This window comes from Mycobacterium sp. ITM-2016-00318, assembly GCF_002968285.2.
Lineage (GTDB): Bacteria > Actinomycetota > Actinomycetes > Mycobacteriales > Mycobacteriaceae > Mycobacterium.
Genome location: NZ_CP134400.1, coordinates 3,589,121 through 3,609,748 on the forward strand (window position 1 = coordinate 3,589,121; position 20,628 = coordinate 3,609,748).

General features: G+C 65.2%; 20 protein-coding genes, 2 tRNA genes and 1 pseudogene. 11 read left to right on the forward strand and 12 right to left on the reverse strand.

Features of this window, described 5'->3' with window-relative positions; genetic code table 11:
- Positions 1 to 21: 21 nt before the first annotated feature.
- Positions 22 to 98 (reverse strand) — tRNA-Pro (locus C6A82_RS17520).
- Between the two features lie 91 nt (positions 99 to 189).
- Between C6A82_RS17520 and C6A82_RS17525 the strand changes: the two genes are divergently transcribed.
- From C6A82_RS17525 to C6A82_RS17535, 3 genes are all read left to right on the forward strand, one after another.
- Positions 190 to 260, forward strand: a tRNA-Gly gene (locus C6A82_RS17525).
- 361 nt (positions 261 to 621) lie between these two features.
- Positions 622 to 2,079: a PE-PPE domain-containing protein gene (locus tag C6A82_RS17530; RefSeq protein ID WP_158261647.1), complete on the forward strand. Its 1,458-nt coding sequence runs from the start codon at positions 622 to 624 to the stop codon at positions 2,077 to 2,079.
- Positions 2,080 to 2,249: 170 nt separating this feature from the next.
- Positions 2,250 to 3,029: a cutinase family protein gene (locus C6A82_RS17535; RefSeq protein ID WP_105346297.1), complete on the forward strand. Its 780-nt coding sequence runs from the start codon at positions 2,250 to 2,252 to the stop codon at positions 3,027 to 3,029.
- Between the two features lie 105 nt (positions 3,030 to 3,134).
- On the opposite strand, the gene C6A82_RS17540 is transcribed toward C6A82_RS17535, so the two are convergent.
- Entirely contained in the window at positions 3,135 to 3,467 is a 333-nt protein-coding gene (locus tag C6A82_RS17540; RefSeq protein WP_105346298.1) for a hemophore-related protein, read from the reverse strand.
- Positions 3,468 to 3,988: 521 nt separating this feature from the next.
- Here C6A82_RS17540 and C6A82_RS17545 point away from each other — a divergent pair.
- The 3 genes from C6A82_RS17545 (at position 3,989) to C6A82_RS17555 (ending at position 6,768) form a co-directional block, all read left to right on the forward strand.
- Positions 3,989 to 4,579, forward strand: coding sequence for a hypothetical protein (locus C6A82_RS17545; protein WP_142405987.1), 591 nt, complete (start codon positions 3,989 to 3,991; stop codon positions 4,577 to 4,579).
- A gap of 147 nt (positions 4,580 to 4,726) precedes the next feature.
- Positions 4,727 to 5,920 (forward strand): serine hydrolase domain-containing protein, encoded by a 1,194-nt coding sequence (locus C6A82_RS17550; protein WP_199193818.1) that lies wholly within the window; start codon positions 4,727 to 4,729, stop codon positions 5,918 to 5,920.
- A 44-nt stretch (positions 5,921 to 5,964) separates the two neighbouring features.
- Positions 5,965 to 6,768, forward strand: coding sequence for a hypothetical protein (locus tag C6A82_RS17555; RefSeq protein ID WP_105346321.1), 804 nt, complete (start codon positions 5,965 to 5,967; stop codon positions 6,766 to 6,768).
- Between the two features lie 5 nt (positions 6,769 to 6,773).
- Here C6A82_RS17555 and C6A82_RS17560 read toward each other — a convergent pair whose 3' ends face one another.
- From C6A82_RS17560 to C6A82_RS17580, 5 genes are all read right to left on the reverse strand, one after another.
- On the reverse strand, positions 6,774 to 7,736 hold the full coding sequence (locus C6A82_RS17560) for a TIGR03560 family F420-dependent LLM class oxidoreductase (RefSeq protein WP_105346300.1): 963 nt from the start codon (positions 7,734 to 7,736) through the stop codon (positions 6,774 to 6,776).
- 52 nt (positions 7,737 to 7,788) lie between these two features.
- The gene (locus C6A82_RS17565) at positions 7,789 to 9,480 is read right to left on the reverse strand and encodes a sodium:proton antiporter (protein WP_105346302.1); all 1,692 of its coding nucleotides are present in this window, start codon (positions 9,478 to 9,480) and stop codon (positions 7,789 to 7,791) included.
- A gap of 108 nt (positions 9,481 to 9,588) precedes the next feature.
- The gene (locus C6A82_RS17570; RefSeq protein WP_105346304.1) at positions 9,589 to 10,383 is read right to left on the reverse strand and encodes an Fpg/Nei family DNA glycosylase; all 795 of its coding nucleotides are present in this window, start codon (positions 10,381 to 10,383) and stop codon (positions 9,589 to 9,591) included.
- Between the two features lie 3 nt (positions 10,384 to 10,386).
- Positions 10,387 to 10,866, reverse strand: coding sequence for a ribose-5-phosphate isomerase (locus C6A82_RS17575; protein WP_105346327.1), 480 nt, complete (start codon positions 10,864 to 10,866; stop codon positions 10,387 to 10,389).
- A 165-nt stretch (positions 10,867 to 11,031) separates the two neighbouring features.
- A complete protein-coding gene (locus C6A82_RS17580) occupies positions 11,032 to 11,640 on the reverse strand; it encodes a DsbA family protein (RefSeq protein ID WP_105346305.1) in 609 nt (202 codons plus the stop codon).
- 137 nt (positions 11,641 to 11,777) lie between these two features.
- Between C6A82_RS17580 and C6A82_RS17585 the strand changes: the two genes are divergently transcribed.
- Both C6A82_RS17585 and pepN read left to right on the forward strand, forming a co-directional pair.
- The gene (locus C6A82_RS17585) at positions 11,778 to 12,185 is read left to right on the forward strand and encodes a DUF732 domain-containing protein (RefSeq protein ID WP_396836820.1); all 408 of its coding nucleotides are present in this window, start codon (positions 11,778 to 11,780) and stop codon (positions 12,183 to 12,185) included.
- 42 nt (positions 12,186 to 12,227) lie between these two features.
- On the forward strand, positions 12,228 to 14,810 hold the full coding sequence (gene pepN, locus C6A82_RS17590; protein ID WP_105346309.1) for an aminopeptidase N: 2,583 nt from the start codon (positions 12,228 to 12,230) through the stop codon (positions 14,808 to 14,810).
- Positions 14,811 to 14,888: 78 nt separating this feature from the next.
- Here the strand turns inward: pepN and C6A82_RS17595 are convergent, their stop codons facing one another.
- The 3 genes from C6A82_RS17595 to C6A82_RS17605 are packed head-to-tail and all read right to left on the reverse strand — an operon-like array spanning position 14,889 to position 16,279.
- Positions 14,889 to 15,374, reverse strand: a complete 486-nt coding sequence (locus C6A82_RS17595; protein WP_105346311.1) for a DUF5130 domain-containing protein — start codon at positions 15,372 to 15,374, stop codon at positions 14,889 to 14,891.
- A complete protein-coding gene (locus C6A82_RS17600; RefSeq protein ID WP_105346313.1) occupies positions 15,361 to 15,597 on the reverse strand; it encodes a hypothetical protein in 237 nt (78 codons plus the stop codon). The genes C6A82_RS17595 and C6A82_RS17600 overlap by 14 nt, the downstream gene beginning before the upstream one ends.
- Before the next feature lie 25 nt (positions 15,598 to 15,622).
- Positions 15,623 to 16,279: an HNH endonuclease gene (locus C6A82_RS17605; protein WP_105346315.1), complete on the reverse strand. Its 657-nt coding sequence runs from the start codon at positions 16,277 to 16,279 to the stop codon at positions 15,623 to 15,625.
- Positions 16,280 to 16,410: 131 nt separating this feature from the next.
- Here C6A82_RS17605 and C6A82_RS17610 point away from each other — a divergent pair, with 131 nt between their 5' ends.
- From C6A82_RS17610 to C6A82_RS17620, 3 genes and pseudogenes are all read left to right on the forward strand, one after another.
- On the forward strand, positions 16,411 to 16,815 hold the full coding sequence (locus C6A82_RS17610; RefSeq protein WP_199193819.1) for a globin: 405 nt from the start codon (positions 16,411 to 16,413) through the stop codon (positions 16,813 to 16,815).
- Between the two features lie 32 nt (positions 16,816 to 16,847).
- Complete coding sequence (locus C6A82_RS17615) at positions 16,848 to 18,428, forward strand: glycoside hydrolase family 13 protein (protein ID WP_105346316.1); 1,581 nt, start codon at positions 16,848 to 16,850, stop codon at positions 18,426 to 18,428.
- A gap of 175 nt (positions 18,429 to 18,603) precedes the next feature.
- Positions 18,604 to 19,481 (forward strand): annotated as a pseudogene (locus tag C6A82_RS17620) (type IV toxin-antitoxin system AbiEi family antitoxin domain-containing protein).
- A gap of 85 nt (positions 19,482 to 19,566) precedes the next feature.
- Here C6A82_RS17620 and C6A82_RS17625 read toward each other — a convergent pair.
- Both C6A82_RS17625 and C6A82_RS17630 read right to left on the reverse strand, forming a co-directional pair.
- A complete protein-coding gene (locus tag C6A82_RS17625) occupies positions 19,567 to 20,226 on the reverse strand; it encodes a hypothetical protein (RefSeq protein ID WP_105346317.1) in 660 nt (219 codons plus the stop codon).
- Positions 20,223 to 20,585 carry a thioesterase family protein gene (locus C6A82_RS17630; protein ID WP_105346319.1) on the reverse strand — a complete coding sequence of 121 codons (363 nt, stop codon included), beginning with the start codon at positions 20,583 to 20,585 and terminating at the stop codon, positions 20,223 to 20,225. The genes C6A82_RS17625 and C6A82_RS17630 overlap by 4 nt, the downstream gene beginning before the upstream one ends.
- Between the last annotated feature and the right edge of the window lie 43 nt (positions 20,586 to 20,628).

Here is a 20,628-nt window from a genome sequence, read left to right on the forward strand (position 1 = left end):
CGCGTCTCGGGGTCGTGCCGCTGGTCGGGGTGACAGGATTTGAACCTGCGGCCTTCCGCTCCCAAAGCGGATGCGCTACCAAGCTGCGCTACACCCCGCGGACCACCGCAGATACTACGGCCCAGGCACGCCGAACCTTTAATTGGATTTGGTCGGATAGCCGCCGGTACAGTGTTGTCCGCTGTACTCGCGGGCGTAGCTCAATGGTAGAGCCCTAGTCTTCCAAACTAGCTACGCGGGTTCGATTCCCGTCGCCCGCTCTGAATGCTCTCAAGGGAGTACGTCAACGGCGTTCGGGGGCTCGCGCGGTCCCGTTCGTCAGGGGTGCTCCGCCTCTGCCACGTCTCCGTAGATGTGGTTTGAGACTGCGGTTACTAAGTTGGCGCCTAGTGCGCTCATAGGCACCCGTCCACGACGGGACCCGACCTATATAGCCAACTCGCTCGCGACCCCTCCACCCGGCACTATGGGCTATCGCAGTCAGGTGACTGCGTCATCGGCAGCGCTGATAACTTCTGACGTCGTTGTCAATTTGCTGTCTTTTTGCTGTTTGAAGCCTCAATGGGTGCTATACATCACGAACGCCCCAATGCGCGAGGCGCTGGCTATGAGGGTGGCATCGTGAAGAAGTTAGCTCTTTCAATGGTGATCGCCTTGCTGGGAGCTATTACCGCCGTAGTGGTGACGGTGACGTCCACCATCTCCACGGCAGCTCAGCTGATGGTGACGACGATCGTGATGCACGGCACGGGCGAAGGGCTTCCCCCGCCGATATTCGTGTCAGAAGCGCTGGAGAATTACATCTACCCCACCAATCCGTGGCTGCCTGCCGATCCCAATGCGGACCCGCTGTTCACCCCTGAAGACGCCTGGCCACTAACCGGTCTGTTCACCTACACGTTCGGAAGATCCGTTCGCATCGGGCTGCGGGACCTCGAAGACGAAGTCAACGATGCGGAGACCACGGAGCCGATCGTCATCTTCGGTATCTCGCAGAGCGCAGTCATCTCCACCGAGTACAAGCGGAAGCTGGCCCGCCAGTACCCCGGAACCGACAACCCGGACGCACCGGACATCACCTTCGTCCTTCCCGGCAACCTCAACCGGCCCAACGGCGGCGTGATGTCCCGCTTCCGCGGGCTCTACATTCCCATCCTCAACTTCAGCTTCAACGGCCCGACACCGACGAACACGAGTTTCACCACCTACGACATCGCCCGCGAATACGACGGGTTCGCCGACTTCCCGAACTTTCCGCTGAACCTCCTCGCCACACTGAACGCGGTGGCCGGCATCATCTACATCCACTCCGGTTACATGACTGTCGGGCTCGACCCCGACCCGAGCCAATATCAGCAAGGCCCTCCGCACGGGGACACCACCTACTACTTCATCCCGACCCCCCACCTGCCCCTGCTGCAACCTTTCCGCGACCTCGGCTTTCCCGAGCCGTTGCTTGCTCTCATCGAACCGGTGCTGAAGGTGATCATCGACCTCGGCTATGACCGCGACATCCCGCCGTGGCGGCCCACCCGCGCAGGCCTCTTCCCGTTGCTCAATCCGTTCACGGTGGCCAACGATCTCGTGAACGCGATCGGTCAGGGCATCGACGACGCCCTGGGTCTCCCCGTTCCGCCATCGCCGTTCAGCAATTCTGAGCCCACGATCAACGCCGCCGCACGAACGGGCGCCGAAACCGACCCGGTGACCGCGCTGGAAACACAGGCGGACTCCATTGAGCCGATCGAATCGGAGCCACCGACGCAGTCCATTCAGCCGACCGGGACGCAGCTGCAGCCGGATATCGATCCGGTGACCGCCACAAAGCCGCAGACGGACACCGATCCGGTAATCGAGACGAGCAAGCCGAACGACGTCAACGAGCCGAGCAAGACGAAGAAGCGGAAGGCCGTCCACGAGGCGACCGAGACGAGGAAGCCGAACCGCGTCGACAAGCCAAGCGAGATAAACACGCTGAAGGACGTCGATCAGGGCATTGACGGAGAAACGGACACCGACCTCAAGAAGGCCCACCCCGCAGACACGCACGACGACGCCAGCGAGTCGGCTGCGGGTTGATTCGGCACAGCGCCAACGCAGGGCGCCTTGGGGCGTTGCTGCCGAGGCTTGATCGAGCGCCCGGACCCGGCGCATGCACTCAGGTGGCTGGTTTGAAAATCGCAATGCTGGCGTGCCTGGTATGGCAGCATTGACCCAGGGTCGGGATGTGACGACGCTATGGGGAAAGAATGAACGTCACGAGATCGTTTTATGCTGGCTGTGGGCGTCGGCTGCAGGCCATTGGCAGCGCACGCCGGATCGCTCAATTCCTTGCCGCCGTGGTGGTGAGCTCGGCGGCGTTGCTGGGGTCGCCGAGTCCGTTCGCGTTCGCTGAGCCGTGCCCCGACGTTGACGTGGTTTTCGCCCGCGGTACCTACGAGCCACCAGGTGTCGGCGGTGTGGGACAGGCGTTTGTCGACTCGGTCCGCGCGCAAGCCGGTGCCCGGTCGGTCGCCGTATATGGGGTCGACTACGCCGCCAGCGGTGACTTTCCTGCCCCCGGAGACTTCCAGGGGGGATTGCAGTTCCTCAGTACGGTCATGAATGGGATTTATGACGCGAGAGATCACGTCGTAGCAATGGCGGCGAACTGCCCGAGGACCAGGATTGTGCTCGGCGGATACTCCCAAGGCGCGGCGCTGGCGGGTTTCGTCACCTCGGCTGCCATTCCGCAGGAAGTACCTGCGGATTACGTACAGTACGTTCCGAAACCAATGAAGCCGGAGGTTGCTGACCACGTCGCCGCGGTTGCCCTGTTCGGGAAGCCTTCGGATCAATTCCTGGGCGCGTACGGCGTGCCGCCCATCAAGATCGGCCCGTTGTACCAGCCCAAGACCATCGAGTTGTGCGCACCCGGTGACGACATCTGCTCCGGGGCTCCCGGGGGGCAGCCCGGAATTGCGCACCTTCTGTATGGGACGAACGGGATGACCAACGAGGCTGCAGCCTTCGTCACGAGTCGTCTTTAGCAACGTCCCCGCGAAGGGCTCCGCGGATGCACGACGGCAGTTCGGACATGGCAACCGCGGTGATGAGCACTCCGGGCCGGACGGCCGAAGACCTGATGCCCCACCCTAGATAGCGGGATAATTCTTACAGGTGTTGGCCATGTCGATGACGAGTCCGGTGTACTGCGTTAACTGGGGCGCCTGCTGAATCAATTGGTTCCGCTGCTGGACCGGCGAGTCGAGAAACGCATGCAGCCAGGTCTGCGTCATCGGTGAATTAGCAAATTCCTGGCCATGGTCCGGCGAGAGCGCGATCAGCGCCGCCTCCGCTTGCGAATAAGTGCACGTCGTGTTGATGAAAGGAGACAGGTCGGGTTCCGCAAAAGCGACCCCAGCCCCGGTGCTCAACGCCAAGGCGCAAAACAGGACACTCAACCTTGCCGACGTGTGCTTAACCATCTCGAGCCCTCCCTAACATGCACTTCACCGCCAATCGCTGCGGCGACGTCCACCCCCCAAGCGTCGTCGTAGCTGAAAACGCTAGCAGCCAGCGCGTGCACTAGGAAGATGTCAGCGCTGGGCATGATTAGGGCTAATAAGCCTCAGCCAACGCCTCAGAGCTATGGCGCCCAAGGGATTCGTCTCACGCGCATCCGTCCTGCGTGGTCGCGATCGAACTGCAAACCCTGATGGGGAATTCATAACAAGTAGTCGCCGGGCAACCTACGCAAGTTCGATGCCTACGTGCCTCTGAACGGTCGTCCCGGCCCGCCGCAACAAAGGCCACTTCGCATAGTTGTGCAAGCAACGGCCCCCATTCGCAAGGTCGCATACCTGGTTGGATCTGCTCAAGCAATTGATTGACGCGGACGACAATAATCTTATGAAACCTTTAAGATGTAGTGGCCACTCCGCGCCTTACAGGCGAGCTAGCCTGATCCAAATCAAGCCCGACGGGAAAGGCGTTCGAACTTCCGACCGTGAGCTCTGACAAGAATCCGCCTCGCCGACTGACCCCGCCGGAGGCGTTCCCCGATCTCGATGCCGCCCTCGCGGCGCGCGGACTCGCGCTCAACGCCGGCGCTCCGCGCCGCCGGGTCAATGAACCGGAAGAGCGGCTGACAGACGCTGTCCAGCAGCCTGCCGGTTTGAACGGAGGTTCGTCGCCGCACGTTGGGGCTTTCACAGGCGCGGTGCTCGGGCTGGTATTGATTGGGCTGCTCGTCTTGTCGGTCATCAGGGTGTCGGGCGACTCAATTCGCCCAGCCGCGCCGATCGCCAATACGCCTGCGACTAGCACGGCGGCACCGGCCCCGGTTGCAGCCGTGCCGCCGCCCGCGGCAATACCGCCGACGCCTGACTCGGCCCCGCCTGAGCTTGCGGCCGCTTCACAGGCTGCGCCGCCGCCAACTTCGGCGTCTCCCACCGTGCCGTCTGCAGTAGTGATTGCTTCGGAGATGACCGCCCAGACGATGATCGCCAAGCCACCGCCGCCGCCGGAGAGCACGCCTGAGGACAGCCTGCGATCGCGACTGCGGGAGCGGTTTGAGCAGTTGTTCCCCGGCCCATAGCTCCCTGCATCTCGGCTGCAGATTTTCGCTAAGCCGAATCGCAACTCAACCGCAACAAACTCTCGGCCTCTGACGGTCGGCCTTAACAGGCTGCGCCCATACGCTCGATACCCAAGGCCAGCAACGGCCATCGTCGTCAGGAGGCTCGTGAGCGCGCACCGCAGGGCCTCAATCAGCGGCTCCTGCTCACCCGACTTCGCGCGTGTCCGCGACGCATTCGACGCCAACTTCCGCGAGCGCGGCGAAGTCGGTGCAGCCGTCGCCATCTGGGTCGACGGCGACCTGGCCGTCCACCTGTGGGGTGGCACCGCCGACGCCAAAGGCCGACAACCCTGGCACCACGACACTCTCGCTAGCATCTTCTCCGGTTCAAAAGCGTTGACCAGCACCTGCGTTCACTTACTCGCCGACCGCGGCGAACTCCACCTACAAGCACCCGTCGCCGACTACTGGCCCGAATTCGCGCAAGCGGGAAAACAAGACATCACCATCGCCACGGTCCTCGGACACCGCTCAGGGGTCATCGGGCCCCGCACCAGACTCACACCAGCAGAGACCCTCGACTGGAACGCCGTCTGCGATCACATCGCCAAGGCCGAACCGTGGTGGCAGCCAGGCACCGCCCAGGGCTATCACATGGTGAGCTTCGGCTTCATCCTCGGCGAGATCGTCCGCCGCGTCACCGGCCGCACCCTCGGCGAGTATCTGCGCACCGAGATCGCCGAACCCCTCGGCATCGACGTCCACATCGGACTTCCGCAAGCCGAACACCGCCGCTGCGCCGACATGGTCAACAAACCCCACATTCGCGACGTGCTCGCCTACGGAAATGCGCCCGGCTACCCAACGAGCATCGACGAGCATCCGATGGCGGCCTTCTCCGTCGCGATGGGCTTCATCCCCGACGACGAACTCGGCTCCACTGACATCACCGCCTGGCGCGCCGCCGAGTTCCCCTCCACCAACGCCCACGTCACCGCACTCGGCCTCGCGACCTTCTACAACGCGCTCGCCCAGGGCAAGCTGCTCAGCTTCGAGCACATGGATAAATGCCGAATCTCGCAGGGCGGTTTCGACACCGACGTCGTCCTCGGCGCGCGCGTCGCCGACCATGGCTGGGGCCTGGGTTACATGCTCAACCAGCGCGGCGTCAATGGCCCGAACACCCGGACGTTCGGCCACGGCGGCTCGGGCGGAAGCTTCGGCTTCGTCGACCTTGAACACCGCATCGGCTACGCCTACGTCATGAACAACTTCGACGCCACCAAGTGCAACGCCGACCCGCGCAGCGTGGCCCTCTCCGACGAGGTCTACTCCGCTCTGGGCGTAACGCCCGATTGATCACGGCCCCGAAACGGCCGTTTCCCGTGAGTACGCTGGTCGTCATGGACGGCTTCTTGCTGGTGCTCATCCTTGTCGTTGTCGGCGCGATCGGCCTAGTTGTCTGGCGAGCGTCGCGCAATACCGCCAACCGGAATGCCGCCTCCCTGGCCGACGCCAAGGCCGACGCCCGGAGAACCATCGATCGGCTCGGCGGCCAGGTCATCAACCTGACCGGCACCGACGACGCGTCCAAGCAGGCCCTCGCCGACGCCTCGGAGCGCTTCAACGCCGCGGGCGGGCAGATCGAGCAGGCGACGACGGCCAAGCAGGCGCTGCTCGCGAAGGAAAGCGCCATGGAGGGGCTGTACTACGTGCGCGCCGCCCGCATCGCGATGGGCATGGACCCCGGGCCCGAACTCGAATCGCTGTCCGGGCAGAAATCAGCAGGCGTCGTCACCGAGGATCGGCGCGTCGAGTTCGAGGGCCGCGAGATCGAGGCCTCACCCAACCCGACCGAACGCACCCCGAACTACTACCCCGGCGGCCGCGTCGCGGGCCGTCCGGTGCCGGCCGGTTGGTATTCCGAGCCGTGGTGGAAGCCTGCGTTGGTCGCGGGCGCCTGGGGTGTTGGCTCGGTGTTCCTGTTCAGCGCACTGTTCTCGGGCATGGGCGGTGTCGGCTATGACGCTCAGGGCTTCGAGAACGGACAGGGCGAGGGCAGCGACTACGGCGGCGACGGCGGCGGGGACTATGGCGATGGCGGCGGAGATATGGGCGGCGACAGCTGGGGCGGTGGCGACAGCGGCGGTTGGGGCGGCGGCGACTTCGGCGGTGGCGATTTCGGCGGAGACTTCGGCGGCTTCTAGACCCGTCACCGCAGTTGGGGCATGACCTCGGACGCGACCAGCTCGAGGTGGTCGATGTCGTCGATGTTGCGGATCATGAAATATGTTCGCTTGGAACCGATCTCGGCATAGCGGCCAACACTGTCGATGATCTCTGCGGGCGAACCCGCGCCACCGCGTTCCCGTAATTGCTCGACTGTGCGGTCGATCGCCGCGGCCCGTTCGGCGATTTCGGCGTCGGTTCGGCCACAGCACAGAACCACAGCATGGGACAACTTGATGTCACCGGGTTCACGATCAATCGCTTGACACGCCTGTTTGACTCGCTCGAACTGTGCAGCGACCGCCGCGACAGCGGTGGGCTGCGCGTTGAAAGGTTCGTCGACGTCCGTCCTGCCCGGCTGGTGGTTGAATTCGTCGGCGTAGCGGGCGGCGAGTGCGGGAGTGCGCCTGGTTCCGGCACCGCCGATGATGATCGGCGGCCCGCCCGGCTGGACGGGCTTCGGCAATGCCGAGCAGTCCTCGAGGCGAAAATGCTTGCCGTGGTGGTTGAATCGGTCGCCGACCGGGGTCTGCCACAGACCGGTGATCACTGCCAACGACTCCTCGAACCGGTCGAAGCGTTCTCCCCACGACGGGTACGGGATGCCGTAGGCCCGGTGCTCGGGTTCATACCAGCCCGCACCCAACCCGAAATCGACGCGACCCCTGCTCATCTGGTCGACCTGGGCGACCTGTACTGCCAGCGACCCCGGGTGGCGAAACGTCGCCGCGGTAACCAAGACACCGAGCCGGATGGTGGAGGTCTCGCGGACGAGTCCGGCCAAGGTCATCCACGCGTCGGTCGAGCCGGGCTCTACCTCACCCCAATAGTGGTCTCCGCGAACGAACCCGTCGTAGCCGAAGGTCTCGGCTGCCTGCGCCAACCGCAAGTATTGGTCGTAATCGGCCGACCTCGAACCCGGCGCAGCAAAGATCGTCAGCTCCATGACGCAAGCATGCACGTTTGAGTAGTGACGACGCACCGCTCTCCGAAATTGGTCAGAATCGGCTCTCCAGGCGCGCTGACACACCGGCCTCCTGCAGATCGAGCCGTTCGAGCATCGCGCGCACGGCTTCATCTTCGATGCGGCCTTCGTCGCGCTCGCCGATCAGCGCCTCGCGTTGTGCCGCAAGGACATCGCGGTACAGCGCCGAGAACACCTCCGACCGTTTCGTATGCGCGTCGGGGTCAGGCATCTCGTCGGCATCCTGCGAGTGCCGCGCGACGACTGCGCGAATCTCCGCCAGCGTCCGCGGATCCATTCCCTCCGGCGGGTTGGCCCGGAACTCGGCAAGCACCGCGTCAGCCGCCTCGTGCACGATACGTTCGGCCTTGAGTTCCTCCTCGCGGTCGGCGGCATGGTCGTCGCTGAACCGCGACAGATGCAGCCGCCGAATCAGCAGCGGCAGTGTCCAGCCCTGGATCAACAAGGTGCCGACACTGACCACGAACGCGATCGCCTGGATGGTCGCGCGCTCTGGGAACGGTTCGCCGGACACCGTCGTCGCCGGAATGGCCGCTGCGGCTGCCAGTGTCACCACACCGCGCATGCCCGTCCACGACACCACGACGCTTTCCCGCCAACTCAGCGGACGACGGTCGATCCGTGAGCGCCATCTACCAGGCGGCTTCGACCGTTGTCGCGTCCCCAGCGCCCCGCGGGCACCCACCGCCGGAACGGGCACACTGAGGCGGCTTTCGACATGCGACGACAACTTGTTGCGGCCGAAGATCGCGAACACCGACAGCGGCCGAATCACCAGCACGATCATGAGGATGATCGCCGATGCGACGGCGACCTGCGCCAGTGAATCATCAGACTGATGCAGATCCTCGAGCACAAATCGCAGATGCAGCCCTATGTAGGCGAACACGAACGCCTCGAGCAGCACGTCGACCGAATTCCATACGTACCGCTCCTGCAGCCGCGTCTGGTACCCGGCGTCGAGTGTTCCATTGCCGACCACGAAACCCGCTACGACAACGGCTAATACACCTGATGCGTGCAGTTCCTCGGCGCAGATGAACGCCGCGAACGGCACCACCAGCCCCTGCACCGTCTCCAGTCCGGGGTTGGCGAGCCGCCGTCGAATCCACAACGTCACGAAGCCGAGTGCCGCTCCCACCAACGGCCCGGCCAACGCGCTGTACCCGAACAGCAGGAACGGGTTCTCGATGAACGTCTGGCCACCCGCGACCTGCACCACCGCGATCGTGAACAACGTCAACGCCGCGGCGTCGTTGATGAGGCTCTCCCCCGTCAGGATCGCCATCACGCGCTTGGGCAGGCCGAGCTTGCGCCCCACCGCCACCGCCGTCACCGCATCGGGCGGGGCGACGATCGCACCAAGCACCAGCGCGGTCCCGAACGCCAACGGGACGACTACCAGCCACGACGACACCAGCGCCACTGCGAACGCAGTCACCACGACCAATCCGACGCCGAGTCCGAGGATCGGCCGGATGTTGCGTAGGAACGTCGGGAAAGAGAAGTCGAGCGCCGCTGAGTACAGCAGCGGGGGCAGGACCACTGACAGCAGGATGTGTGAGTCGAGTTCGGGCGCCTCGAACCCGGGAAGGAACGACACGGCGATGCCGATGACGACGATGATCAGCGCGGGTTCGAGCCCGCGTCGATGCGCCATGGCGGTGACGACGATGGCTCCGACGACCACGAGGATGACTTCCACGCGCCCGATTGTCGCTGAGTTGTCGGTTGATTTCTCACCGCGAGCAGTCGCATAAGTACCCTGGCACGCCGAAAATCGGGGACTTTTCCGTCTGCTCGCCGGAGAAACTCAGGCCTGGTCGGTCGGGCACCAGAACAGGTTGCGACCCTCGAGCACGGCGGTGCGGATCTCGGTTCCACACACTCGGCACGGCTCTCCTGCGCGGCGATAAACCCAGGTACGCGGACGCCCCGGCCGATACGACGGCAGGCCGCGGTCGTCGGCGCGGTCCATCGTGATGATCTTGCCGCGCCGCAGCCCGATCGCCATCAGTGCGACGAGATCGGTCCACATCGCATCGAACTCGTCGGCGCCGATCATCGTGCCCGGCCGGTACGGGTCGATGCGATGACGGAACAGCAGCTCGTTGCGGTACACGTTGCCGACGCCCGCCATCACCGTCTGGTCCATCAGTAGCGCGCCGATCGGCCTGCGCGACTTACTGATTCGCACCCACGCCAGCGTGCTGTCGGCGTCGCGGCGCAACGGGTCGGGCCCGAGCCGTGCGATGACGTCGTCGACGTCGGGCTCCTCGATCACCTCGCACACCGTCGGCCCGCGCAGGTCGGTGCCGAAGTCAGAGCCGACCATCCGCATCCGCACCTGGCCCACCGGCAGCGGCATCGGCGGCTCGACCTCGCTGAACTTGCCGTACAGGCCGAGGTGCACGTGCACGACGCGCCCGCCCTCGTAGTGGTGAAACAGGTGCTTGCCCCAGGCGCTGGCTTTCTTCAGCACCCGGCCGTTGACGGCGGCGGCACCGTCGGCGAAGCGCCCTTGCGGGCTGGAGACGATGACGGGTGCGCGCCCGAACTTTCGCTGGTGGAGCCGTGCCAGCCGGTGAAGAGTGTGGCCTTCGGGCATCCGCTAGGCCGGGGCGCCTGGCACGGTGGGCGGGATGTGGGTCTCCTCGTACTTCTTCAAGATGTTGATACGACGTTGGTGCCGTTCGGCTTTCGACCACTCGGCGCCTAGGAATGCATCGACGATCTCCAGCGCCTCGGGGATGGTGTGCATGCGACCGCCGATGCCCATCAGCTGGGCGTTGTTGTGCTCGCGCGCCAGCTTGGCCGTCTCGGTGCTCCACGCCAACGCGCAGCGCGCCCCGGGCACCTTGTTGGCGGCGATCTGCTCGCCGTTGCCGGAGCCGCCGATGACGATGCCGAGGCTCTCGTTGTCGCCGACGGTCTTCAGCGCCGCGGCGAGGCAGAACGCCGGGTAGTCGTCCTCGGCGTCATAGGTGTAGGCGCCGCAGTCGATGGGCTCGTGCCCGCTCTTCTTCAGGTGCTCGATGATCTCGTTCTTGAGTTCGAAGCCGGCATGGTCAGAGCCCAGGTAGACGCGCATGGCGGCCATTCTGGCAGACCTCCCCGACGCCCAAACCAACATATGGGCGCAGAAGTGCGCGTGGACCCCCTGTCGGCCTCGTCGAGTTCTGCATCAGGGCTGTGAATTCGGCGCAGTCGCGGCCATCACGCAGAAATCGACGCCGACGAGGACTGATCAACGCGCCTAGTCGAACTGCGGGTCCTCGGTCCGCGAGCGCTTGAGCTCCCAGAAGTGCGGGTACGACGCGAAAATCACCGACGCGTCCCACAGCTTGCCTGCCTCCTCGCCGCGCGGGATCCGCGACAGCACCGGGCCGAAGAACGCGACGCCGTTGACGTGAATCGTCGGGGTGCCGACGTCCTCGCCGACCTTGTCCATGCCGGCGTGGTGGCTCTTGCGCAGCGCCTCGTCGTACTTGTCGCTGTCGGCGGCCTCGGCCAGCTCGGCCGGCAGCCCGACCTCCTCGAGCGACTCTTTGATGACGACGTCGAAGTCCTTGTTCTGCTGATTGTGAATCCGTGTGCCCATCGCGGTGTATAGCAGCGCCAGCACCTCGGAGCCCTTGTTCTGCTCAGCGGCGATCGCCACCCGAACCGGCTTCCACGCCTGCTTCAGACCTTCGCGGTACTCCTCCGGCAGGTCGCGTCCTTCGTTGAGCACCGCGAGGCTCATCACGTGGAACTTCACCTCGATATCGCGGACCTTCTCGACCTCGAGAATCCATCGCGACGTGATCCAGCACCACGGGCACAGCGGGTCGAACCAGAAATCGGCCACGGACTTCTCGGGCATGGGGCGTCCTCTCAATCGGTGTTCGGTGGACAGAACTCGGTTACCTCAACCACGCGCCGCGCACACGTGTTCCAAATAGTTATACAAGCGTGGTGTCAATGTGACTTGAGTCAACCACTGTTACATAAGTGAAACCATTGACTCGCGCCGCCGCGTTGGCGGCCGCAGCAGGCATCGCAGCATCCCTTGCGTTCGCCGCCCCCGCGTCCGCCGACCCCGATAACGACGCTTTCCTGGCGGCGCTGAACCGCGCCGACATCCCCTACGCCAACAACAACGCCGATCTCACAGCGCAACTCGGCGAGCGGGTCTGCCCGATGCTCGTCGAACCCGGCAAGAACTTCGCCCAGGTCGCGACGACCGTCGCCGACAACGGCATCAACCCCGGCCTCGCCGCCTTCTTCACCGGCATCGCGATCTCCATGTACTGCCCGCAGATGATGGGCTCGATCGGCAACGGCACGTTCCTCAACATGCTGCAGGACAACCAGGGCCTGTCCGGACTGGCCGGCGTCCCCCGACTGCCCGGTCTGCCCGTCCGCTAGCCACACCCGGCCCGCCGTCCGACGGGCCACTAGGTTAGACGTGTGGTACTTCCCAATCTGACCTGTGACCAGGCGATCGAACGAGCCGCGCTCGTCACCGTTGACCGCTACCTCGTCGACCTCGACCTCACCGACGGCACCGGCGCGCCCGGCGAAAAGACGTTCCGATCCATTGCGACCGTCGAGTTCGAGGCCTTGCCCGGCGCCGACACCTACATCGACATCGCCGCCGAAAGCGTGCGGCGCGCCACCCTCAACGGCGTGGACCTCGACGTCTCGGCATACGACGAAGCCGAGGGCATCGCGCTGCCCGGCCTCCAACAACGCAACACCCTCATCGTCGACGCCACCTGCCTCTACTCCAACACCGGCGAGGGACTGCACCGGTTCGTCGACCCCGTCGACAACGAGGTCTACCTGTACTCGCAATTCGAAACCGCCGACGCCAAAAGGATGTTCGCGTGTTTCGACCAGCCTGATCTGAAGGCGACCTTCGACATCACCGTCAGCGCGCCCGCGCACTGGGAGGTCGTGTCCAACGGTGCCCCCGCCGACGCCCAGGTGGACGGTCACCGCAAGACCATCACCTTCGTCACGACTCCGAAGATGAGCACCTACCTCGTCGCGCTCATCGCCGGGCCCTACGCAGTCTGGCGCGACGCCTACACCGACGAGCACGGCGAAATCCCGCTGGGACTGTTCTGCCGTAAGTCGCTGGAAGAGTTCATGGATGCCGAGCGGTTGTTCACCGAAACCAAGAAGGGCTTCGGCTTCTATCACCGCAATTTCGGTGAACCGTACGCCTTCGGCAAGTACGACCAGCTCTTCGTCCCGGAGTTCAACGCCGGCGCGATGGAAAACGCCGGAGCCGTAACGTTTCTCGAGGACTACGTCTTCCGCAGCAAGGTCACGCGCGCGTCATACGAACGTCGCGCCGAGACGGTCCTGCACGAGATGGCGCACATGTGGTTCGGCGACCTCGTCACGATGAAGTGGTGGGACGACCTGTGGCTCAACGAGTCGTTCGCGACGTTCGCGTCGGTGCTCTGCCAGAGCGAAGCCACCGAATACACCGAGGCGTGGACGACATTCGCCAACGCAGAGAAATCGTGGGCCTACCGGCAGGATCAGCTGCCGTCGACGCACCCGGTCGCCGCCGACATCCCGGACCTCGCCGCCGTCGAGGTCAACTTCGACGGCATCACCTACGCCAAGGGCGCGAGCGTGCTCAAGCAGCTGGTCGCCTACGTCGGCCTCGAGGCGTTCCTCGCAGGGCTGCGGGATTACTTTCGCGATCACGCGTTCGGCAACGCCACCTTCGGTGATCTGCTCGGCGCGCTGGAGAAGTCGTCGGGCCGCGACCTGTCGCACTGGGGCCAACAGTGGCTGAAGACGACCGGACTCAACACCTTGCGCGCCGACTTCGACATCGACGCCGACGGCCGGTTCAGCCGCTTCGGCATCAGCCAGAGCGGTGCCGAGCCAGGCGCAGGCGAGACTCGGGTGCACCGCCTCGCCGTCGGCATCTACGACGACGACGGCTCGGGCAAACTGGTGCGGGTTCACCGCGAGGAACTCGACATCGAGGGCGACCTCACCGAAGTCCCTGCGCTGGACGGTATTCCGCGCGGCAAGCTGATCCTGGTCAACGACGACGATCTGACCTACTGCTCGCTTCGGCTCGACCCCGAGTCGCTGCAGACCGTGTTGACCCGCATCGCCGACATCGCCGAACCCCTCCCCCGCACGCTGGCCTGGTCGGCGGCATGGGAGATGACGCGGGAGGCCGAGCTGAAGGCCCGCGACTTCGTCGCACTGGTCATGGCGGGTGTGCACGCTGAAACCGAAGTCGGTGTCGCACAACGACTCCTGATGCAGGCGCAGACCGCGCTGCGTTCCTACGCCGACCCGGACTGGGCGTGCTCGGACGGCTGGCCGTCGTTCGTCGATCGGCTGCTCGAGTTGGCCCGCGCCGCCGAACCCGGTTCCGACCACCAGCTCGCGTTCGTCAACGCGCTGTGCTCCTCGGTGCTCGCATTTCGTCACGTCGCCGTGCTGGCCGCGCTGCTCGACACCGATCCGGCCGACCACGGTTTGCCGGGCCTGACGATCGACACCGATCTGAGGTGGCGCATCGTCACCGCGCTCGCAGCCGCCGGCGACATCGACGGTGACGGCGAGGCAACGCCTTTCATCGACGCGGAGGCCGAACGGGATCCAACGGCGGCGGGCAAGCGCAACGCCGCGCGCGCGGCGGCGGCCCGTCCGCAGCCCGCTGTGAAGAACACCGCGTGGCGGCTCGTCATCGAGGACGACACGCTGCCCAACATCGTCGGGCGGTCGATCATCGACGGGTTCGTGCAGCCGGGTCAGCAGGCGCTGCTGCAGCCGTTCACCGCGAAATACTTCGCGGCCATTCCGGGTGTGTGGGAGCGACGGTCCAGCGAGGTCGCGCAGACGGTCGTCATCGGCCTGTACCCGTCATGGGACATCAGCGAGGACGCGCTGGCGGCCGCCACCAGGTTCATGGAGGGCGACATGCAGCCGTCGCTGCGACGGCTGGTGCTCGAAGGCCGCGCCGGCGTCGAACGCGCGCTGCGTGCACGAGCCTTCGACGTCAGCTAGACCCGCGAAAGAGAGGCTATGGCTGTAGAAACCGCGAGATCACGACCAGGAATGTCCCCCGCAAGCGGGAGGTGCCCCCTATTTCGCGGCAAGCGGGTAGGCGGGTGAGACGCCCGCGCTCATCACCTTGATGGCGCTGACGAGGCCGGCGATCAGGTTGCCGTAGTTGAAGGACGCCGCGGCGGCCTTCACGCCGAGCGGCGCCGACTCCTCGATGCCGCGGCCCTTCACCTGCGACCCGTATACGACCTCGATGGCCTTCTGGTTGGGCGACACCGCCAGCAGCACCGCGTTGTTGGGCGTCGGCACGCTGGCCAGCACCTCGCGCGCGGTCGCGGCCGTGTCCGATCCGAGGTCGCCGATGTAGACCGCGAAGCGGGCCTTGGCCTTGCGCGACCCGAACTTCAGCGCATCGTCGAGCCGCACCAGGTCCTTGACCGGGAATGGATAGGTGAGCGAGGCTTCGCCGGGCTGGGTGACGCCCGAGATCCGACCGCTGGACGTGACGACGAAGCCGCGCTCCAGTTCGCCGGACGGACGCGCGACTATTTCACCACTTGCCACTTGCGCCGCCTCCAATCGTCAACGGGTGGTCATGCCCATGCGACTCCGGCTCATCGGCTGCCCACAGGATCGGCTCGTGGGTCCACTCGGAATCAGACATCTTGTAGGTCGCCGGGTGCGGGCCTTTGCGGTTCTTGCCCACGCCCCAGATCAGCGCGATCAAAACCAACAGCATGACCAGCGGCACCCCGCCCAACAGGGAATGTGCAAGTGCGGTGCTCACGCGCAAACCTTATCGCGACGCGTGACTAGGCCGCGCCCTCACCCAGATATCTCATCCAGGCCGGGTCGAGTTCCTTGACCGTCGACAGCAGCCGCCAGTGCTGACCTTTGGGCCGCGCCGGCGTCGAGCGCAGCGTCCAGCCCAGTTCGGCGAGCAGCCGGTCGGCCTTGCGGTGATTACAGGTCGAGCAGGCGGCCACGCAGTTCTCCCACGTGTGCTCGCCGCCGCGGCTGCGGGGCACCACATGGTCGACGGTGTCGGCCTTGCCGCCGCAGTAGCCGCAGCGGAACCGGTCGCGGTGCATCAGCGCGGCCCGCGTCATCGGAATCCGGGCGCGGTAGGGCACCCGCACAAACGACCGCAGCCGGATCACCGACGGCACGGTGACCGACCGGGATGCCGAGTGGATCACCGGCCCGGACGGGTCGGCGTGCACGACGTCGGCCTTGCCGCACATCAGCATGACGACCGCCCGACGCATCGGGAGGGCCGTCAGCGGTTCGTAGGTCGAGTTCAGCAGGAGTACGCGGCGGCGTCCCCAGATCGAGCCTTCGCGGGTAGGGGGACGGGTTTCGACACTGTGCAGCAATGTCGGGGCGGGCGATTCTCCGGGCAGGCTCGCAGCGAGCCCGGTGTGCCGGTGGCCAGCCAGTCGAGACCGGCTTTTTTTGCGATGCGCCATTCGTCCTCCGACCGACAGTTCACCATGGATTGGGGAAAATCGCATAGCAAATTCTGTCGTGTCTCCTGGTCAGCCCGATGAACTTCCTGTGACATCACCGGCTGACACCCGCTACAGAGCGAGTTGGGACAATGGGTGGCGTGACGCAGCCGCAGCGATCGTTCTACGACGAAGTAGGTGGCCACGACACCTTCAATGCGATTGTGTCGCGGTTCTATCAGCTGGTCCGCGAGGACGAGATCCTGCTTCCGCTGTATCCGCCGGAGGACCTCGACGCCGCCGAGGTACGGCTGCGGATGTTCCTCGAGCAGTACTGGGGCGGCCCACGCACCTATTCCGACCAGCGCGGTCACCCGCGGCTGCGGATGCGGCACAGCCCGTTCACGATCGGCTTCATCGAGCGCGACGCCTGGCTGCGGTGCATGCACACCGCAGTGGCGTCGATCGACTCGCAGACCCTTGACGACGAACACCGCAAGGCGCTGCTCAACTACCTGGAAATGGCCGCGAACTCAATGGTCAACTCGCCGTTCTGAGAGCCGACATCCTCTCGGTGTAGGTTGCGGGCGTGGCTCTTCCGAACGACCGGCCCTGGTGGTCGCACGCGATCTTCTACCAGGTCTATCCGCGCTCGTTCTGCGATGCGGACGGCGACGGCGTCGGCGACCTCGACGGCGTCGCATCACGCCTCGACTATCTCGAGACGCTGGGGGTCGACGCCATCTGGCTGAACCCGGTGATGGTGTCGCCGATGGCCGACCACGGCTACGACGTGTCCGATCCCCGCGATGTCGACCCGTTGTTCGGTGGGATGGCGGCACTCGACCGGCTGATCGAGGCCGCTCACGCGCGCAGCATCAAGGTGACGATGGATCTGGTCCCCAACCACACCAGCTCCGCGCACCCGTGGTTCCAGGCCGCGCTGGCCGCGGGTCCGGGAACGGAGGCGCGGGAGCGCTACATCTTCCGCGACGGCACCGGCGCCGGCGGGATGCAGCCGCCCAACAACTGGGTGTCCATCTTCGGCGGGCCCGCGTGGACCCGCATCACCGAACCCGACGGCAACCTCGGGCAGTGGTATCTGCATCTGTTCGACGCCGAGCAGCCCGACCTCAACTGGGAGAACCGCGAGGTCTACGACGATCTCGAGAAGACGCTGCGATTCTGGTTGGAACGCGGCGTCGACGGCTTCCGTATCGACGTCGCGCACGGCATGGCCAAACCACCCGGTCTGCCCGATATGCGGGTCATCGGGGCCGAGATGCTGCTGGCCGACATGGACGACGATCCGCGGTTCAACCACGAGGGTGTGCACGAGATCCACCGCCATATCCGCACGGTGCTGGACGACTATCCGCAGGCGGTCGCGATCGGCGAGGTGTGGGTCTACGACAACGAGCAGTTCTCGCGCTACATCCGCGCCGACGAACTGCATCTCGGGTTCAACTTCCGGCTGCTGAGGGCGGCATTCGACGCGGCGGACATCCGCGGTGCGGTCGAGAACTCGCTGGCGGCCGCGGCTCTCGAGGACGCGACCCCGACGTGGACGCTGTCGAACCATGACGTCGACCGCGACGTCACCCGCTATGGCGGCGGCGATGTCGGCCTGGCTCGCGCGTGGGCGATGGCGCTGGTCATGCTGGCGCTGCCCGGTGCGGTGTTCGTCTACAACGGCGAGGAACTCGGGCTGGCCAACGTGGACCTGCCCGACGAGGCACTACGCGACCCGGTGTGGGAACGCTCCGGGCATACGCGCCGCGGCCGCGACGGGTCGCGAGTGCCCATGCCGTGGGAGGGCGAGGCTCCCCCGTTCGGCTTCTCGGAGAACCCCGACACGTGGCTGCCGTTGCCGCAGGAGTGGTCCGCATTGACCGTCGAGAAGCAATTGGCCGATCCGGGCTCGACGCTGTCGTTCTATCGCAAGGCGCTGAAATTACGCAGTGCGCGAAGAGAGTTCGACGGTCGCGCGATCGAGTGGCTGGACTCGCCGGCGGACACACTGGTGTATCGCGTGGTCGGCGGCGGGCTGGTGTGCGCGCTGAATGCCGGCGACGAACCTTTGCAGCTGCCTGCAGGCGAAGTGCTGTTGGCCAGCGCCTACCTCGTCGACGGCAGATTGCCCCCCAACGCCGCCGCCTGGCTGGTCTAGTTTCCTCGCGAGCTGGGCCCACACGCCAGTAGGGGATCGCAAAAGTACCCGAAAGCTGCTGTCTGAGGGTACTTTTGCGTCTGCTCGGCACCCTGGGTTATCCACAGAGCAGACGCGATCCACAGGGCGTCGCGACGGTTGCTTCCCTCCTGCGACTGTCGGACAGCATGGACAAATGCTGGACGAGCTGTTCTCCAACAATGGCGGGCTGGCAACCACCCAACAGCTCGAAGCGCTGATGTCCCACAAGATGCTGCGATCCCATGTGCTGGCGGGAAGAATCACTCGGGTATGGCACGGCATCTACTCGCTGAGGCCGCCCGACCTGCAGGCACGGCTGGCAGCGCTCGACTTCATCGCCGGCAAGCCGATAGTCGCATGCATGAACACCGCGGCAGGCCTGTACGGATTCAATACTGAACCCGACGAGAGCGTTCACATCCTCGACCCCGGAGTGCGAATGCGCCCGAACAGGTTTTGGCAGTGCACCAACGAGTCGGTGCGCCGCTGAAGCGAACCAACGGCCGGCTGGCGACAGCGCCGGCATTGACTGCTGTCGAAGTGGCCCGCACAGTGCGCCGCCCGCGGGCGCTGGCGTTACTCGACGCCGCTCTTCACTGCGGAGTATGCGTGCGGGACGACTTGACGAACGCCGTGCGCGAACAGGCTGGCCGACGCGGCATTGTCGACGTGCGTGAACTCGTGGGGTACGCCGATGGACGATCTGAATCGGCGATGGAAAGCGAGACACGACTTGTGTTCATCGAAGGTGGCTTGCCACTACCTGAGCTGCAGTATGAGATCGTCGACTATCACGGCAAACGTTGGCGGGTCGATTTCGCGTGGCCCGACGCCAGACTCGCAGCGGAGTACGACAGCGCCGAATGGCACGCCAATCCTGATGCCTTCAAGCACGATCGCATGAAGATTGCCCGACTGCAGGAATCCGGCTGGACCAGTATTCCCATTGTCGTGGACGACGTCAGACGACACCCGACGGATCTCGTCACACGCATCTTCGGCCACCTCGAACGTCCGCAACTCGCGGGCTGACACAAGTTTTTGTTCGGCGAGCAGACGCAAAAGTACCCCAAATCCTCTGCGCAGGGGTACTTTTGCGTCTGTTCGCGGGAGAACGTCAGCGCAGAACCAAAGCGGGGTCGCCGCGGCGGCGGTACACCGAGCCGAAGCGCGCATCGATACGCAGCCATGCGGGCAGCGCCCGCACCCGGACGATCTCGTCGGCGGGCAGAGTATCCGGATCGTTTGGTAGGAAACCCATTGCCGTCAATGCGAATACGCACCGCATCGGGATACCGACGTCGCCGTGCTCGGAGCTGACCGCGAGCACCTCCTGATCGAGCAGCGACGCGGGCGGCCCGTGCGAGCTGCTGTGCTCCTTCGCCAGCGCGACACCCCGCTGCGCCAGGTCGAGCACCACCCGCGCCGGCACATCGTCGAGGTGCGCGAAGCCACTGTCCGGCGGCAGCGCGCCACGCCATGCCGAGTCCATCGGGAAGCCCGGGTCGACGTGTCCGCTGCTGTCCATCGCGCCTAGGCCCTGCATGAGCGCGTCCGCGCCTGCGCTCAGGTCGGCCGGGCGTACCCGGCCCGCAACCACCCGGCTGGCCAGCACATCGAAACCCGTTGCCGCCCAAGCGACCAGCAAGTCGTCGTCGCGCTCGCGCAACCGGATGACGGCGGCATCGTCGAGCCGTAGCGCCCGTTCGACGAACGTGGCGAGATCCTCGCGGTGGGCGGCATCCGCGAGCCAGACGCCCCGCTCGGGGCTACTCATCGAAGCCAGCGCTGCAGATACTCTTGCTGCGCGGGCGAAAGCCGCTGGAGCCGCTGCTCTTTGATGTGGACGGTGGCCAGCTGAGTTTCGGCGATGACGGCGGGCCTGGAGTCCGCGGGCTTGTTCACCGACCGCACCTCGTAGCCGATGGTGAAGTCCACGGCTCGCACCCGCTTCGACCACATCGTCACCTGCAGCGGCGAATCCCTCAGCCGAAGTTGCCCCTTGTACAGGATCTTGACCTCATGGATGAGCAGACCGATCTCGTCGATGACCTCTTCGAACGGCTCTCGCAGGAAAGGGATGCGGGCCTCTTCGAGGATGGTGACCATGGTGCCGTGGTTGATGTGCTGGTACATGTCGATGTCCGACCAACGGACATGCACCGGCGCTACAAAACCC

Coding starts and splice junctions, on each gene's coding strand:
- C6A82_RS17535 (WP_105346297.1), top strand. CDS start 2,250: ATGAACGTCACGAGATCGTTTTATGCTGGCTGTGGGCGTCGGCTGCAG.
- C6A82_RS17540 (WP_105346298.1), bottom strand. CDS start 3,467: ATGGTTAAGCACACGTCGGCAAGGTTGAGTGTCCTGTTTTGCGCCTTG.
- C6A82_RS17555 (WP_105346321.1), top strand. CDS start 5,965: ATGGACGGCTTCTTGCTGGTGCTCATCCTTGTCGTTGTCGGCGCGATC.
- C6A82_RS17560 (WP_105346300.1), bottom strand. CDS start 7,736: ATGGAGCTGACGATCTTTGCTGCGCCGGGTTCGAGGTCGGCCGATTAC.
- C6A82_RS17570 (WP_105346304.1), bottom strand. CDS start 10,383: ATGCCCGAAGGCCACACTCTTCACCGGCTGGCACGGCTCCACCAGCGA.
- C6A82_RS17575 (WP_105346327.1), bottom strand. CDS start 10,866: ATGCGCGTCTACCTGGGCTCTGACCATGCCGGCTTCGAACTCAAGAAC.
- C6A82_RS17580 (WP_105346305.1), bottom strand. CDS start 11,640: ATGCCCGAGAAGTCCGTGGCCGATTTCTGGTTCGACCCGCTGTGCCCG.
- C6A82_RS17605 (WP_105346315.1), bottom strand. CDS start 16,279: ATGGCGCATCGCAAAAAAAGCCGGTCTCGACTGGCTGGCCACCGGCAC.
- C6A82_RS17610 (WP_199193819.1), top strand. CDS start 16,411: ATGGGTGGCGTGACGCAGCCGCAGCGATCGTTCTACGACGAAGTAGGT.
- C6A82_RS17625 (WP_105346317.1), bottom strand. CDS start 20,226: ATGAGTAGCCCCGAGCGGGGCGTCTGGCTCGCGGATGCCGCCCACCGC.
- C6A82_RS17630 (WP_105346319.1), bottom strand. CDS start 20,585: ATGTACCAGCACATCAACCACGGCACCATGGTCACCATCCTCGAAGAG.